Annotated in this window: 12 protein-coding genes and 1 riboswitch; of the genes, 1 reads left to right on the top strand and 11 read right to left on the bottom strand. The window is 67.4% G+C overall.

Annotated elements, in window-relative coordinates; translation table 11 throughout:
- Positions 1 to 40: 40 nt before the first annotated feature.
- The 9 genes from ACO0LV_RS18195 to ACO0LV_RS18155 all read right to left on the bottom strand — a co-directional run bounded on the left by ACO0LV_RS18195 (position 41) and on the right by ACO0LV_RS18155 (position 13,073).
- The gene (locus tag ACO0LV_RS18195) at positions 41 to 1,333 is read right to left on the bottom strand and encodes an IS256 family transposase (protein ID WP_424789329.1); all 1,293 of its coding nucleotides are present in this window, start codon (positions 1,331 to 1,333) and stop codon (positions 41 to 43) included.
- A 447-nt stretch (positions 1,334 to 1,780) separates the two neighbouring features.
- Complete coding sequence (locus ACO0LV_RS18190) at positions 1,781 to 2,482, bottom strand: FAD-dependent oxidoreductase (RefSeq protein ID WP_424789336.1); 702 nt, start codon at positions 2,480 to 2,482, stop codon at positions 1,781 to 1,783.
- Between the two features lie 4 nt (positions 2,483 to 2,486).
- A complete protein-coding gene (locus ACO0LV_RS18185) occupies positions 2,487 to 3,221 on the bottom strand; it encodes a hypothetical protein (RefSeq protein WP_424789335.1) in 735 nt (244 codons plus the stop codon).
- Between the two features lie 175 nt (positions 3,222 to 3,396).
- Positions 3,397 to 4,404, bottom strand: a complete 1,008-nt coding sequence (locus ACO0LV_RS18180; protein ID WP_424789334.1) for a hypothetical protein — start codon at positions 4,402 to 4,404, stop codon at positions 3,397 to 3,399.
- Positions 4,405 to 4,466: 62 nt separating this feature from the next.
- Positions 4,467 to 4,631, bottom strand: a complete 165-nt coding sequence (locus tag ACO0LV_RS18175; protein WP_424789333.1) for a hypothetical protein — start codon at positions 4,629 to 4,631, stop codon at positions 4,467 to 4,469.
- A gap of 177 nt (positions 4,632 to 4,808) precedes the next feature.
- Positions 4,809 to 4,982: riboswitch (cyclic di-AMP (ydaO/yuaA leader) on the bottom strand.
- A gap of 995 nt (positions 4,983 to 5,977) precedes the next feature.
- The gene (gene lnt / locus ACO0LV_RS18170; RefSeq protein ID WP_424789332.1) at positions 5,978 to 7,576 is read right to left on the bottom strand and encodes an apolipoprotein N-acyltransferase; all 1,599 of its coding nucleotides are present in this window, start codon (positions 7,574 to 7,576) and stop codon (positions 5,978 to 5,980) included.
- A gap of 168 nt (positions 7,577 to 7,744) precedes the next feature.
- Positions 7,745 to 8,008: a DUF2933 domain-containing protein gene (locus tag ACO0LV_RS18165; protein WP_424789331.1), complete on the bottom strand. Its 264-nt coding sequence runs from the start codon at positions 8,006 to 8,008 to the stop codon at positions 7,745 to 7,747.
- 328 nt (positions 8,009 to 8,336) lie between these two features.
- Entirely contained in the window at positions 8,337 to 10,817 is a 2,481-nt protein-coding gene (locus ACO0LV_RS18160; RefSeq protein WP_424789330.1) for a phosphoketolase family protein, read from the bottom strand.
- Positions 10,818 to 10,913: 96 nt separating this feature from the next.
- Positions 10,914 to 13,073, bottom strand: coding sequence for a heavy metal translocating P-type ATPase (locus ACO0LV_RS18155; RefSeq protein WP_424789337.1), 2,160 nt, complete (start codon positions 13,071 to 13,073; stop codon positions 10,914 to 10,916).
- On the opposite strand from ACO0LV_RS18155, the gene ACO0LV_RS18150 reads away from it, so the two are divergent.
- Positions 12,972 to 13,256: a hypothetical protein gene (locus ACO0LV_RS18150; protein WP_424789338.1), complete on the top strand. Its 285-nt coding sequence runs from the start codon at positions 12,972 to 12,974 to the stop codon at positions 13,254 to 13,256. The genes ACO0LV_RS18155 and ACO0LV_RS18150 overlap by 102 nt on opposite strands.
- An 82-nt stretch (positions 13,257 to 13,338) precedes the next feature.
- Here the strand turns inward: ACO0LV_RS18150 and istB are convergent, their stop codons facing one another.
- Positions 13,339 to 14,148, bottom strand: coding sequence for an IS21-like element helper ATPase IstB (gene istB, locus ACO0LV_RS18145; protein WP_424786662.1), 810 nt, complete (start codon positions 14,146 to 14,148; stop codon positions 13,339 to 13,341).
- Complete coding sequence (gene istA, locus ACO0LV_RS18140) at positions 14,145 to 15,713, bottom strand: IS21 family transposase (RefSeq protein WP_424786661.1); 1,569 nt, start codon at positions 15,711 to 15,713, stop codon at positions 14,145 to 14,147. Before istA ends, istB begins: the two co-directional genes overlap by 4 nt.
- Positions 15,714 to 15,902: the final 189 nt, after the last annotated feature.

The raw sequence follows: 15,902 nt of genomic DNA, 5'->3' as shown, positions 1-15,902 counted from the left end.
CGAGCCTGTCAAGCCCTCTGTGTAAGAGAGGCTCCTGTTTCTAGTTGATGTGTCCTGCTAGACGCTCGGGGTAGAGCAGTTCGAGTTGGTTCAGTGCGGCGGTCCAGCCGGCGGTGGTGGTGCCCTCCACGAGCCGCCCGGGAGCCTTGCGCTTGTGCGCTGGCAGGCCCTGCTCCTTGGCTCGCTGACGGGCACGTTTGTCCTCGATATCGCGGATGGCTAGCCACAACAACTTCACCACCGCTTCGTCGTTGGGGAAGTGCCCGCGGTTCTTGATGATCTTGCGCATCTGGTAGTTCAAACTCTCGATCGTGTTGGTGGTGTAGATGACCTTGCGCACCGCCGGGGGGAAGGCCAGGAATGGGGTGAACCGTTCCCAGGCCCGCTGCCACACCGCGATCGCTGCGGGGTATTTACGTCCCAGGTCGGAGTCGGCCAACTCCAGCAGCGCGGTCTCGGCCGCATCGGCATCGGCGGCGGTGTAGATGGTGCGCAACCCGGCCGAGAAGGCCTTGCGATCGCCGTAGGAGATGTATCGGTTGGCCGCCCGGATCAGGTGCACCACACACGTCTGGACCACCGTCTGGGGCCAGGTGGCCTCGATCGCCTCGGGCAGGCCGGGCAGCCCGTCGCAGCAGGCGATCAGGATGTCCTTCACGCCCCGGTTAGCCAACTGAGCGCATACCCCGGCCCAGAACTTGGCACCCTCCCCGGCCTGGACCCAGATGCCCAGCACGTGCTTGATGCCATCGGTATCGATCCCGACCGCCAGGTGGGCGTGGCGGTTGACCACATGCGCCCCGTCGCGGACCTTGACCACGATGGCATCGAGGAAGACCACCGGCCAGACGGGGTCCAGCGGCCGGGTCTGCCAGTCCTTAACCTCCTCCAACACCGCGTCAGTGATGTTCGCGATCGTCTCGTGGGACAACTCGGTACCCAGCGTGCGGGCCAGATGGGCCTGGATGTCGCGCACCGTCATCCCACCGGCGTAGAGGCTGATAATCATCTCATCGAGCCCACCGGCCCGCCGGGCGCCCTTGGGCACCAGCGCCGGCTCGAACGTCCCGGCACGGTCGCGCGGGGTGGCCAGCGGGATATCGCCGACCTCGGTAGCCAGCGTCTTGGGCGTGGCCCCGTTGCGCGAGTTTGGTGCCCCGCGCCCGGCCGGATCACCCTTGTCATAGCCCAGGTGATCGCTCAACTCCGTCGCCAGCCCGCGCTCGAGGACCTTACGGACCAACTCCGGCAGGAACCCACCCTCACCGGTCAGCGCCAGCCCCTCGGCGTCGGCCTGGGAGACGAGCTCGTCGATGTACTCATCACCCAGCAGCGCCCGGTGCGAGGCGCCCGCCGGCCTCGAGGCCCCGCCCTGGCCGCGGTGGCCCGGCTCGCTGGCCACGCCCCTAGCCTGGTCAGCATCCTGCCCATCCAGTGCGTGGTGATCCTCGGTGGTCTTCGTCGTACTCGTGGTCTTCACGATGGTCTCCTCTCACTGGCTCCTCGCCAGCCTCGGGGATCCACCCCTTACACAGTCCAGTAGACACGCCCGAGGATGCGCAAGCGTCTTTTCTAGGACCGCAAACGCGCCCAAGGAAAGAAGCACAACGCCGCCCCTATTTGCCTCGCCCGCCGCCGCATCGACGTCCTACACGCCATGCTCAAAACGGCACCCTCTACGAACCCCGACCATCCCCCAAGCCGCTTGACACAGGACATTGGGACACCCCCAGGGAACGACTTCCATCGGATGCACTGAGCGGCTGGATCCCGAGCGCGATCAGTACCCGACGAACTCCTCGAAGTGCACCCTGGAGGCGTCCACTCCCACGACGTGTAGAGCGCTGCGGACGGCGTCGACCATCATCGGCGGCCCGGCAACATACCACGTGCGCTCCAGGTCATCGATCTTCTTGCGGATGAACGACTCGTCGAGGAGACCGAACCGCGTGCACAACGTCAGCCGGGCGTTGCCGCGCGCCATCTCGTCGAGCTCATTGAGGAATACGGCAGACCGGGCGTTCTTGTTGGCGTACAGCAGAGTGATCGGGGGCCAACCGTCCTCACGGCCGTCCAGGGACCGCAGCATGCTGACGAAGGGCGTGACACCGATGCCTCCGGCCAGCAGCGCCACCGGCCGCACCGGTTCGCGTGGCAGCGTGTAGAACCCGTGCGGCCCCTCGATCTGCAGTTCAGACCCGAGGTCGAGCTCTCGCAGGGTCCGCTTGAACCCGCTGCCGGTCTCCCGGTAAGCGATCGAGACTCTCTCCTCGTCATGTGACGAGGAGACGATGGAGAAGACGCGCGATCTTCCCCTGGCGTCTCGGTGCAGCAGTTTCGGCGCCCGGACCTGCAAGTACTGTCCGGCATCGAAGACGAAACCGTCGGGCCGCGCGAACGACACCTCTAGGGTGTTCTCCGCAACCTGTCTGCGGCCCGTCAGCGCGGTGGTGAAGACTCGCCGCCGTCCTCGCAGCCTCACTCCGCTACCTTCCCACCGCGCGCCGCTGGCGGACCGTCTTCACGAATGCGGCGGCCTGAGCCCCCATGACCGAGAGCACCATCACGACGTAGGCGAAGCGCAGGATGTTCTCCGGGTAGGCGGTCGGCAACCCCATCATGACTCGGTACGGGGAAGGCGTGTAGTGCATGAAAGCGAAGTACAAGGTGTGCAGCGCCATGGTGTAGAAGACGACGTAGGAGAAGGTGTGCAGCCATTTCCATGACGAGATTCCCAGGAAGCTGACCGCCCGGTCGAACGACGTCGCTGCCAGGACGAGCGCGAACAGCAGCGCGAGGAGACCCATGAGGTTGGCGAGCCCGAATCCTGGCTCAAAGCGCAGGTAGGCGTCCAACTCGGGCACGTACTGGAACCCCAGCAACTCCCGGACGGACCAACGCGCCCAGCCGTCCCAGACGAGGGCGAAGTGCCCGAGCACCACCAGGGTGAACCAGACCCCGGCCTCCCGCCGCCAACTGACGAGCCGTGTCAACGCCGGCCACAGCCGCGCGGCCGGTCCCACGAGGGCGACGAACCAGATGAGCGCGGCGGCGCCCACGCCGAACGACTTCCACAGGCGCATCTCGCGATCCCATTCGCCGTTCGCCTCCCAGCCCCCGTAGACCGCCAACCCGGCGAGCCCTCCGACGAGGAGATGGCGCAGCACAACCTCCCTCGTGCTCTTGACCCCGAGCAGCATCGTCGTGGTTCCACCTTCCATTATTCGGGTGTGTGCGGGGCCGGATGGCCGACGCCCGTCGGACCCCACCCTCCAGTGTGGAGTGGTGGACGTAGGCCGCTCGCGCGCGAGCGGCTCTGCTGTTGTCGTCTATGCCGTCTCTAGTCCGGTGTGGCGTCTCCTTCCTCGTATGTGTCGGCCAGTGGCCGGCGTACTCTCAGGCGAGTGCTTCGGACCGGATACGTGCGCGCGGCCGTCGCCTGAGTCCTGACAGGGCGCGGGAAGTTTCTTCCCGGCTCCCCAGCACGAGGAAGGCGAGCAGGACACCGTAGAACGGAAGGTGCCCGAGAAGCTCGGTCGCCCCGAAAAGCGCCAGCGTCGCGGTGAACGGCACAGCCGCCAGGAGCGCGACCACCTGCGGCAGAGCGCCGGAAATGACGAGCAGCCCGAACAGGAGCTCGACGGACCCGGCAACCACCGCGAAGGCGTCGGCGCTCACCCCGAACGGGGCAAGGAGATTGAGGAGGGGCTCCTGCTCGAGCATCGCCCGCGCCATCGCGGGATTAGCGAACTTTTCAACGACCGCGAGGGAGATGAGGGTTACTCCCGCACCGAGTTTGAGGCCCAATGCCGCGCGGCGCAGTGTCGGCGGGTCAAGGTCCGTGCGGCCTCCATCCTTCAGACGCGGCGGCAACATAAACAAGAACGCCGCGATGCCGACGAACACTGCCAGGGTGACGAGCGCCTCGGGACCCTGCAGAGCCACGAGCAGCGGCCCGGTGAGCATGATCGCCACACTCGCCGCGCGCACCAGGACACCGGCGATGAGCAGCCCGCCCACCACGGCCTGCGGCACGAGCAGCAACGTGCCCCCCGCGCCGTCCGGGACATGGATACCGGGATCCAGGACCGCCCGGTCGAACGCCAAGACCAGCAGGCTGACACCCAGATGCGCAGCGAGCAGCCGCGGCACCCACGGCACGAACGACGCCAGCCGCCGTGCCGGCTTGATCACCGCCAGTTCGGGAGCCGGGAGCCGCGCCGCCACCGGCCGCAACAACACCGTCACCGCGACGGTTGCGGCCACAGCGAGGACGACGCCGGGTCGCAGCAGCGCCCCCAAGTCCAGTGGATAGGCCTCCGGGTCGCTGACGAACCACTCCTGGTGAGCGCCGGCCGGTACACCGCTGCCCACGACGACGAACCCCACAACCAGGGCAACCACGGCCCCTCGAGCGACCACACGCACGGTATGACGCCTCCTAGGAACAATCGAGGGGATTAGGGTCAGCCACGCGAGTCCAGCGCCGCCGTCGTCGACGTGGCCGACACGGTGGCCTGGCCCTGGGGGATCGTCAGCACCTCACCGACGCAGATCAGCGCCTGCGCGTTGAGGCCGTTGGCCGCGACGCTCGCCGAAACGGTGCTGTCGTGGCGCTGCGCCAGTTTCAAGACCGTGTCACCGGAGACGACGGCGCGGGTGGACCTCCGCCGTCTCGGCGCCGCTCGCCTGGAGGCCGCAGCACGGCGCGCAGCCGGACCCGTCAGGTGCGGACCCAGCGATGAGAAAACGGTGACGGGACGACGCTCGGGACGGTGCCGCCCAGGGTTGCGGCTAGATGTCACGGGTAAACCTCTCCAAGGCGCCTACGAGGCCAACTGTCGGGTTCGGGTATGAGCACACCCGGCTCAGGCATCGGACTTCATCCCAAGGACCTTGAAAGCGGGCCCACATCGGGTTCCCCGTCCCTGCCACGGACGATCAAGGACCACGGTGCGGTGGCAGGGCTCGGCGTCCGCACGTGGACTTCCCGTGAAGGGGGACGAGAAGCAGAAGCGACGTTACACAAACGAACCCCCACGATCACGGTCCGCCAGCGGCTCCAGGTGAGAGTTCATCAAACCTTCATCGTCGTCACGACTCCTGCCAGGCACCCCAGGGTCCTCGCGTAGCGTCGCAAGCCCGCACCGTCACGGAGCAAGAAACCGGAGCTGGAGGAAAGAAATGAGAACCACTGAGACGATCACCACCCACCCAGGCGAGATCCTCGACCGCGACCTGCTCGCACGGGATCGACACCCTTGTCGCCTGTTCCCAGGCCTGTACCGCCTAGACGCCTGCCTCAGCGAGGACATGGTCGACCAACTGCGCAAGTGCATCCGGACCAACCTCGACTGCGCCGACATCTGTGACACCACAGCGGGTGCTGTCCCGCCACACCGGGTACGACTCCAACCTCACCCGAGCCATGCTCCAGACCTGCCTCGAGGCGTGCCGCTCTTGCGGGGATGAGTGCGCAGCCCACGCCGGCCACCATGAGCACTGCCGGTCAGTGCCGAGGCCGACCACGCCTGCGAGCAGGCCTGCACCGAACTCCTAGCGGCGGGACGCGCCGAGGTGTCGCAGATCCCCGGAGTTCAGGCCATCGAGGTCAGCGCGGCGGCGGGCCGCCTGACCGTGGCCGCAGATGGCCAGATCGACGACGCGGCAGTCATGGCCGCCATCGACGAGGCCGGCTACCAGAGCACCCAGCTGATATGCGAGCCCCGGCACGGCTCGGCTCGTACGGGCTGCTCCTCGTGGCCGTGTTTGCCGTAGAAGCCGGTGACGTCATCGCCGGCGTCGGTTCAAACGGCAGGTCCACCGGGCCACATGTGCACTTCGAGAGCCACGCCGACGACAAGTTGACCACCACAGCTGGTCTGGCTGCAGGTTTAGGGCGCAGTGGACGTCATCGCACTCCAAGAGCGTAATCCCAGCCACAACGTATACCGTCAGCGGCCGAGCACCTCGCACCTCACCTGCCGGTCGCGGCGCTGACAGGTCGTTGCGCGGTGAGGTCCTCGTGCGGGCGGTCCTCAGTGAATGCCTCAGGGTGTTGACCTGAGACGCGGTGCACCTGGCTACGACGGCGGCCCAGAACTCCGGCTGCCACGCCGACTCCAGCCAAGACCCAGACGGCCACTACGGGCACCGAGCCAAGCCGAGCGGCTAGTGTCAGGGTCGTGCGCAGCGGGAGGGTGGCAGCCATCTCCTCCGCCGTGAACAGTCCGGTGCGTGCAACGACGCTCCCGTCGGGCAGGATGATGCCGCTGACCCCGACCGTGGAGATCTGGATTGTTGCCCGCCTGTGTTCCACCGCACGGAAGCGTGACATCGCCAGTTGCTGGGTCGACTCCTGGGAGTACCCGAAGGAGGCGTTGTTGGTCGGGATGATGATGAGTTCCCCGCCTCCCACCACGCCCTGGCGGATCAGTTCGGCGTAGGCGACCTCGAAGCAGATGCCCACCGCGACATCGACCTCACGTGACAGTCGCTCCATCGGGATAGGCATGAGCCCCGGGCTCTGCCCCGCAGCCATGTCGGTAGAAACCCGGTCCACCATCGGGGTGATCCGCCGGAACAGGTCCCGGTAAGGGACGTATTCCCCGAACGGAACTGGGTGTTGCTTGGCGTAGGCGCCGCCGACCGCCTGCCCTTCCTGCCACAGCACCAACTCGTTGTAACGGATGTTCTCGCCGGTGGGGAACCGCTGCGTGCCCAGCAGGACCGGGGCGCCCGCCGCTTCGGTGGCCGCCTCGACCAGCGCGGCCTGCTCAGCGTCGGTGCGCGGGTCGATGTCCGCGGCGCTCTCCGGCCACAGCACCAGGTCCAGCCGCTCCTCTACACTTTCGACCAGCCTGCCGGTGCCCCGGGCGTGGTTCGCCGTGATCTCCCGGGCCTGCACGGCCCAACCGGCACCCTGCTGGGGCACGTTGCCCTGAACGGCACCGACACGAAGGGTCCCCACCTCCGCTTCGGCATCCAGCGGCAGAAGCGCCGGGCCCAGAGCCAAGATGAGCACCACTATCGCGACGCCCATGGCAGCCGCAAGTTGGGATCGTCGCGTCCACACCAACGCCATCAGCGCGCCGATGAACACCACTGCGGCCGAGACGAGGACTTCGCCGCCGTAGGGAGCCAGCCGCACCAGCGGCGCGTCGGTCTGGGAAAAGGCCAGGATGCCCCACGGGAAACCGCCAAACGGCCAGGAGCCTCGAAACTGCTCGACAGCGACCCAGATGATGGCACCGAGACAGGTCTGCACCACCGGGTGATCCCGTACCCAGACCGCCTGCCGAGCAACCGTCCACGCGGCGGCGAAGCCCGCGATGTACAACGCCTGCATCACGCTCAACGCAATCCATGGCACGAGCGAACCTGTCGCATGGACGACCCAGTACACGTGTGGGAGGAAGAACGCCACACCCCACACCCATCCGGTCGCCGCTGCCGGCGCCATCCGCGCCCCACGCACCGCGAGCAGCAGCAGCGCGATGCCCAGGTAGGCCAACGGCCACCATCCACGATCGGGAAACGCCAGGTTGGTCAGCACCCCACCGCCGGCGGCCATCATCACCGGCCACACAGCCTCCGAGAAGACCGGTGCCGGCGAGTCTCCAGGTGACCGTGTGGACGACGTCACGGCCACGCCCACACCACCTGCAGCCTTACCAGGCACACGGATCCCTCGACGATCGTGCTTGGCCCCGCACGCGGCCAATCACCCCGAGGACTGCGACAGTCAGTGCCGGTGCCCACGGTCAGCGTGGTCGCCAGCGCTATGCGGGAGCACATCGTCCAAGGGTGGCGACTCCTGCGATCTCCGTCGATCCCCATGCCCTCTGTGGCCACCGAACATCATCATGACCATCATCACCGGACAAGCCAGCACAGCCGCGTACAGCAACGCCTGCCCGCCGGGCAGGCCGAAGAGCCGCAGGGCGATGAACAGTCCACCCATGAGCAAGACCATTGCCTTGAGGTGACCCCTGCCGCTGTGGTTCATCGTCACTCCTTCTCAACAATGCCTCACCGAGCGGTAGAGGCAGTCCCGCACGCAACGCCTGGGCTTTCCCCTCATTTTCTGACGCTCACCTGAATAACGGGTCTCCGTTCTGTAGCGTTTTGGTGAATCCGTTGCCCCACAGCACATCACAGCGTGGACTCGCACGACCCACTCCACCCAGGGGTATCTATGCCGGGCGGCGTGGAGTTCTCGAACCGCGCCCGGCGTGGGCGAGGTGGCGGATCTCTGGCGAGCGGGTGGAGAAGTCCGTGTGCCTTCAGCGCGGATCGGGCCGACCCTCATACAAATTGGCGTGCGGGCAGAGCCGCTACTCGTTGTCACCGCCGGTGTCGTACTGCGGACCACCGACTGCGGTGCCGGTCTCTCCGACGTCGGGCCACTGCCACTCGGCGACTTCGGGAGTGTCCATGCCGTGCTCGCGGGTGTACCGGCGGGCCGCCAGCCGCGCGTCGGACATCCGCTGCCGCAGACCCGCGTAGCGCGCACCGAGGCCCGGGACGCGATCGATGACATCCATGACGAGGTGGTATCGGTCCAGGTCATTGAGCATGACCATGTCGAAGGGCGTGGTCGTGGTGCCTTTCTCCTTGTACCCGCGCACGTGGAGGTTGGCGTGGTTGGTGCGCCGGTAGGTGAGCCGGTGGATGAGCCAGGGGTAGCCGTGGAAGGCGAAGATCACCTTCTTGCTCGTGGTGAAGATCGCGTCGAACTCCGAGTCGGGCAGCCCGTGCGGGTGCTCCTTGGGGTCCTGCAGGCGCATGAGATCGACGACGTTGACCACGCGCACCTTCAACTCAGGCAGGTGCTGGCGCAGTAGGTCGGCGGCGGCAAGCACCTCGAGGGTGGGGATGTCCCCGGCGCACACGAGCACGACGTCGGGTTCGCTGCCGTCCTCCTCGGTGCCAGCCCACTCCCAGATGCCCAGGCCGCGGTGGCAGTGGTCCTGTGCCTGCTCCATGGTGAGGAAGTCTGGGCCGGGCTGCTTGCCGGCGACGACGACGTTGACGTACTGCCGGGTGCGCAGCACGTGGTCGTAGGTCGCCAGCAGAGTGTTGGTGTCCGGCGGGAGGTAGACGCGCACGAGGTCGGCGCCCTTGTTGACGACGTGGTCGATGAACCCGGGGTCCTGGTGGGAGAAGCCGTTGTGGTCCTGGCGCCACACGTGCGAGCTGAGCAGGTAGTTCAGCGAGGCGATCGGTCGGCGCCACGGCAGTTCGTCGGTGACCTTCAACCACTTCAGGTGCTGGTTGACCATGGAGTCGACGATGTGGATGAAGGCCTCGTAGGAGGTGAACAGACCGTGACGGCCGGTGAGCAAGTAGCCCTCCAACCAGCCCTGACATTGGTGCTCGGACAGGATCTCCACCACCTGACCAGCGCGGGCCAGGTTCTCGGCGCGGTCGCTGTCCAGCAGGTCAGCGTTCCACTGCTTGGCGGTGACGTCGTAGACCGCCTGGAGCCGGTTGGAGGCAACCTCGTCCGGCCCAAAGAGGCGGAAGTTGTCTGGGTTGAGCCGCATCACCTCGGTGAGCCACCTGCCCAATTCACGGGTCGATTCGGTGATCGGGGCGCCGGGGGCCGGCACGTCGATGGCGAAGTCGCGCACGTCCGGCATCCGCAAGTCGCGCAGCAGCAGGCCCCCGTTTGCGTGCGGGTTATCGCTCAGCCGCAGGTGGCCCTCGGGGGCCAGAGCAGCAACGTCCTCGACCAGCCGACCCTCCTCGTCGAACAACTCCTCAGGTCGATAGTCGCGCAACCAGTCCTCGAGCACCTGCAGGTGCTCGGCGGTGTCGCGGGCGTTGGCGAGTGGCACCTGGTGGGAACGCCAGGAGCCCTCGGTGAGGGCACCGTCGACCTCCTTCGGCCCAGTCCACCCCTTGGGGGTACGCAGCACGATCATCGGCCAGCGGGGACGCTCGACCTCCTCGGCGTCCAGCCCTGCGGCATGCTGTTTGATGTCGGCGATCTCGTCGAGTAACTCATCCAGGAGGGCGGCGAACCGGGCGTGGATGGAACTGTGATCCTCGTCGTCGAAGCCGGCGGTGAACACGTACGGGCGGTGGCCGTAGCCGCGCATGAGGTCGGTCAGTTCGTCCTCCCCGATGCGGGCGAGCACGGAGGGGTTGGCGATCTTGTAGCCGTTGAGGTGCAGGATCGGCAGCACGACACCGTCGGTCTTCGGGTTGACGAACTTGTTGGCGTGCCAACTCGCGGCCAGCGGCCCTGTCTCGGCCTCACCGTCGCCTACGACGGTGAAGACGAGCAGGTCCGGGTTGTCGAATACGGCGCCGTAAGCGTGAGCTAGGGAGTAGCCGAGTTCTCCGCCCTCGTGGATGGAGCCGGGCACCTCGGGAGCGACGTGGGAGGGAATGCCGCCGGGGAAGGAGAACTGGCGGAACAGGCGGCGCAGGCCCTCGGTGTCCTGGGAGACGTCGGAGTAGATCTCGGAGTAGGTGCCCTCCAGGTAGCCGTTGGCAACCGGCCCAGGCCCACCGTGACCAGGGCCAACGACGTAGATCGCCGACTGCTCGCGCTCCTGGATCACGCGGTTGGCATGGGCGGAGACGAAGTTGAGACCCGGCGTGGTGCCCCAGTGACCCAGCAGCCGCGGCTTGATGTGATCGCGATGGAGCGGCTCGCGCAGCAGCGGGTTGTCCAACAGGTAGATCTGCCCGACCGACAGGTAGTTCGCGGCACGCCACCACGCGTCGATCCTCGCGATTGTGGCGTCGTCCGGACCCTGCTCGCCGCGGTGGCGCCAGGTAGTCGGGGAAGCACTTGCGCTCATCATGGTTCATTACTCCTGTCTCGTGGATCCCCGCCAAGTGGCAGGCTCGTCGACTTCCTCATGGGCCAGAATTCGCCACCGTCCCGCAGGGGTGAATCAGTGGCGGTGCGCTGAAACCTCGTCCTCGCGTGGCGCAGGGACCTCTGCGCCACCGGCGGAGGGCACCTTGGGGGCGCCGTGCGCGGCGGCGGTGCTGGCCTCGGGGCTGAGGTCCAGCCGGCGCAGCAACTGGGCGTTAAGCGCCACCACGATGGTCGACACGGACATCAGGACGGCGCCCACCGACATCGGCAGGATGAACCCGATCGGCGCCAACACCCCAGCCGCCAGTGGGACGGCGGCAATGTTGTACCCAGCGGCCCACCACAGGTTCTGCTTCATCTTCCGGTAACTGGCTCGCGAGAGCTGGATCACCGACAGCACCGAACGGGGGTCGTCTGAGACCAGGATGACACCGGCCGAGCCGATGGCCACGTCGGTGCCGGCCCCGATGGCTATCCCCACGTCGGCCTGGGCCAACGCCGGGGCGTCGTTGACGCCGTCCCCGACCATGGCCACGATGCGGCCCTGGTGCTGCAGTTCAAGGACCTTGTCGCTCTTGTCCTCGGGCCGGACCTGGGCGAAGACCTGGTCGATGCCCAGGTCGGCGGCCACCGTACGGGCCACCGGCTCGGCGTCACCGGTGATCATCACGACCCGGATGCCCAACTGGTGCAGTGCCTCGACCGCCTGGCGGGACTCCTCGCGGATCTCATCGGCCAGCGCCACGGCCCCGGCCACCTTTCCGTCGATCAGCACATGCAGGACGGTGGCCCCGGCCTCCGACCACGCCGTGCTGGCTCGCAACGGCTCAGCGGAGTGCTGGGCGAGCAGCGCCGGGCCACCAACCTGGACCTCGTAACCCTCGACGGTGGCGCGCACCCCGACAGCCGTCGCGGCGCGGAAGTCGCTGGCCGGGGGCACCTGCAGTCCTCGGTCCTCGGCCGCGTCCACGATCGCCCGCGCCAGCGGGTGCTCGCTCTCGGCCTCCGCGGCCGCCGCCAGACGCAGCAGGTCACCGGCCTCGTAGGCACCGGTGGTGGTGATGTGGGTGAGCGCGGGCTCGCCCTTGGTCAGGGTTCCGGTCTTGTCGAACAGCACGGTGTCCACCACGCGCATGCGCTCCATCGCGGCGCGGTCCTTGATCAGCACTCCGCCACGGGCGGCACGCTCGGTGGAAATGGACACGACCAGCGGGATCGCCAAGCCCAGGGCGTGGGGGCAGGCGATGACCAGAACGGTGATGGCTCGCGCAAGCGCGCTCTCAGGTACCCCCAACCACAACCAGATGACCGCGGTGACGATCGCAGCGATGACCGCGTACCAAAACAGCCAACCGGCGACCTTGTCCGCCAGCAACTGGGCCCGGCTGGTAGAGGCCTGGGCCTCGGCAACCAAACGCTGAATACCGGCCAATGCGGTGTCCTCACCAATAGCGGACACCCGCACCCGGAGCGCGTTGTCAGTGGCCACGGTACCGGCCACCACGTGGTCTCCGACGGTGCGCAGCACCGGCTTGGACTCACCGGTGATCATCGACTCATCCACATCAGCGCCGCCATCGACGACCTCACCATCGGCCGGCACACGGCCACCCGGACGAATGATGACGACATCCCCGAGGCCAAGGTCTGCCGGGGCGACGGTGACGATCTGATCGCCCTCCACCCGCTCGGCCTCATCGGGCAGGAGCGCGGCCAGGGAGTCCAGCGCGGAGGTGGTCTGCGCCAAAGAGCGCATCTCCAGCCAGTGCCCCAGGAGCATGACGACCACCAACAGGGCCATTTCCCACCAGAAATCCACCTCGTGGGAGAAGATCCCCAAACTGGCGCCGAGCGAGGCGATAAACGCGGCGGTGATCGCCATCGCGATCAGGAGCATCATTCCCGGCTTGCGGGCACGCAACTCGTCGACGGCGCCAGTGAGGAAGGGGCGCCCACCCCATACATAGATGACCGTCCCAAGAACCGGGGAGACCCACTCGACCCCCGGTACGTCGGGCAGGGTGTACCCCAGGAAATCCGCGAACATACCGTTGAGCAGCACGGTGGGAATCGCCAGGACGAGCATGATCCAGAACAGGCGCCGGAACATTCCCACATGATCATGTCCGGCGTGTCCGCCGTGCCCTCCATGGGCGTCATGACCGGCGTGAGTTTCATGGCTGCCGTGGCTGTGGTGGGAGTGGTCCTGGCCGGAGTGGGCCGCGGCGGTCAATGGGTCAGTGACCTGTTCGGTCCTCGTCGGTATCGCCTGGCCGTGGGTGGTCTGGTTCCCGTGTCCGGCGCCATGGGCGGTGTGGTGGTCGACGGGACCGCTTCCATCTGGCTTGATCTCGCCGTGCCCGTCATGGTGCTCTGGTGTCAAGGGACAGTGGGAACTGCCCAGGGGCGGTCGTGATGCCTGCCCGTTGACGGTCACGAGATCTGCCCGGTGATGGCCATGGGATCTGCCCAGGGTTGGCCATCACCGGCCCCGGGTGTCAGGTCAACGGGCTCACCCCCGCTCCTGATAGTGCCTGGGCCAGACGGATGGACTCGCCACTGGTCTGGCAGACGTGAGCGTGGTGCAGGAGCCTGTCGACCGTCGCGGTCGCGATGGTCTTGGGCATCAGCTCGTCAAACCCAGCCGGGTGCAGGTTCGAACTGATCGCCACCGAGCGTTTCTCATAGGCAGCATCGACCAGGCGGTAGAGGCCCTCGGCGGCTTCCTCGGCAACCGGCAGGAGTCCGATGTCGTCGACCACGACCAGATCCGCTCGCAGCACCCGGGCGATGGCCTTGGTGATGGTGTCATCGGCGCGGTGACGTCGTAGCAGGGCGCCCAGGTCCTCCAGGGTGAACCAGGAGACCCGCAGGCCCTGCTCGATGGCCTGCTGGCCGAGGGCTTCGAGGAAGAACGACTTGCCGGTGCCCGAGGGCCCGTAGATGACGAGGTTCTCCTTGCGCCCGACCCACTCCAAGGTTCGCAGCGCCTGCTGGGTGGGTGCGGGGATGGAGGAGGCTGCGGTGTCCCAGGCTTCGAAGGTCTTGCCGGTGGGGAACCCTGCCGCGGTGCGCCGGGTGGCAAGGGCGGCGCGGTCGCGGCCGGCGGCCTCCTCGCGCAGCAGTGCCCGTAGTACCTCGGCGGGTTCCCAGCGTTGGGCCGTGGCGGTGGCCAGTAACTGTGGGGCGTGGCCGCGGATATGGGGCAGGCGCAGCCGCCGCAGCATCGCCTCCAGGTCATCGGGCAACTGTGGGGCCGGTGGCACTCCCAGCGACGGGACGCCGGTGCGGCTCGTCGTGGCGCTCATCGGAGCACCACCTCTTCCTCGCCGATGGCCTCGTCGCCGGCGGCAGCGTCGTCGGTGGCGGCAACTTGCCCGCCCAGTGCCGCCCAGGCAGCGGTGCCCTGGGTCAGGGACCGTTCCTCGCTGGCGCGATGATGCTGGCTGCTGGTGCCGGTGGCGCGGTGGTTCAGGATGGAGGGCAGGTCGGCCTCGGCGAACCGGCCGTGGACGGCGGCGTGGCCCAGTGCCCAGTCGACCTGACCGGCCTCGAAGAGTTTGGCCAGTGCTACCGCCTCGGCCATCTTGACGCGCATCTTCGTGGTGCCCGCAGCGGCGGCCTCGGTCAGCCACAACCTGGCCCCGGGTCCCAGCGCCAAGAACTCCCTCTCGGCAGCGTTTCGGGGGCGTGGTTGGCGCTCCAGCGCGCCTTGCGGTGCGGGTGGGAAGTGCTCGTCGTTGATCTTCGGCGACCCTGGCGCGGCGCGCAGGTGACGGGCGACTTCCCGCGGTCCGGACTCCTGCAGGTGGACGATGACGACCTGCTGGTCGGCGCCGGTGCCGTAGGAGCGCACCCATACCATCTGTCCCAGCAACTGGTGCGGGACGGAGTACTGCCCGCCGTCGTAGGTCACCATCGGGGTGGTGGCCGGGACCTTCCTCGTAGTGCCGAACGCCACCGTGTGAGGAACTGGCGGTAGCGCGTGCAGCCGGGTGCGTTCCTCGGCCAGCATCTGGTCCGGGGCGCGGCGGGTGGTGCGATGAACGCGGGCGTTGACCTGCTCACCAAACCGCTCGCATGCCGCCTCCAGCTCGGCGAATGAGCCATACTCGCCCAAGAGGTTCGCCTCGGTGGGCACCAGGTCGGCCTTGGCGATCTTCACCGCGTTCTCCGTGCCGCCCTTGCTCGCGGGGTCTGCCGGCTGGCAAGTCAGCACGGTGACGCCGTAGTGACGAGACCAGGCCACCATCTGCGGATTCCGTACCGCCATACCGGCCACGTGCTCCACGGTGACGGTCTTCTCGTTGTCGGTCAGCACGTAGGTGGGGGCGCCGCCCAGTCGGCGGAAGACCGTGTCCAGCGCGGCGAACACGCTGGGGAAGGTCTTGTCCAGCAGCGGGACCACCACCCGGAACCGTGACCAAGCCAACCACGCGCACAACAACACCGTCTTCGCGCCGTCGATCACCGGCCCATCGCCGAAGTCGTACTGTAACCACAGCCCCGGCTCGGTGACCCAGGGCCGGTGCACCCGGGCGTTACCCAACTTGTAGGACCGGCGCACCGCCGCCACGGCGCGTCGGGTAGTGCGCTCCGAGCCCTCATAGCCCATCGCAATGAGCTTGTCGTGGGCGACGTCAGCGCGGACCTTGCCGCGGCTATGCTCCATCCACTCCTCGACCTTGGGCAGGAACGCATCGATCAACTGCGCCCGGGCCACCGGCCGGTCACTCAACGCCCCGGCATCGCGGGCCCGCACGTACCGGGCCACCGTGTGGTGAGAAACCCCGGCCAGCACTCCGGCGTCTCGATAGGACTGTGTCAGGTCGAACGCTTCTAGAATTTCCATGATCTCCTCGGCAGACTTCATGTAACCCTCCTGGGGGCGATAGGCGCTTCAGCACCGCTATCGCACCCCAGGAGGGGCCCCAACCGCCGCAAGCAGCGCGGGGCGCAATGTCGTGTCGGGCAGATCCCATGACCGTCAGCGGGCAGTTCTCACGTCCGCCACCGGGCAACTATCTGGCCGTCTCCGGGCAGTCTGCCGTGGCCGCTGACA

Source organism: Pseudactinotalea sp. Z1739 (assembly GCF_049725055.1).
GTDB lineage: Bacteria > Actinomycetota > Actinomycetes > Actinomycetales > Beutenbergiaceae > CALKWS01.
Note: the sequence above shows the minus strand (reverse complement) of the source record. Positions and strands in the feature narration are given on the sequence as shown.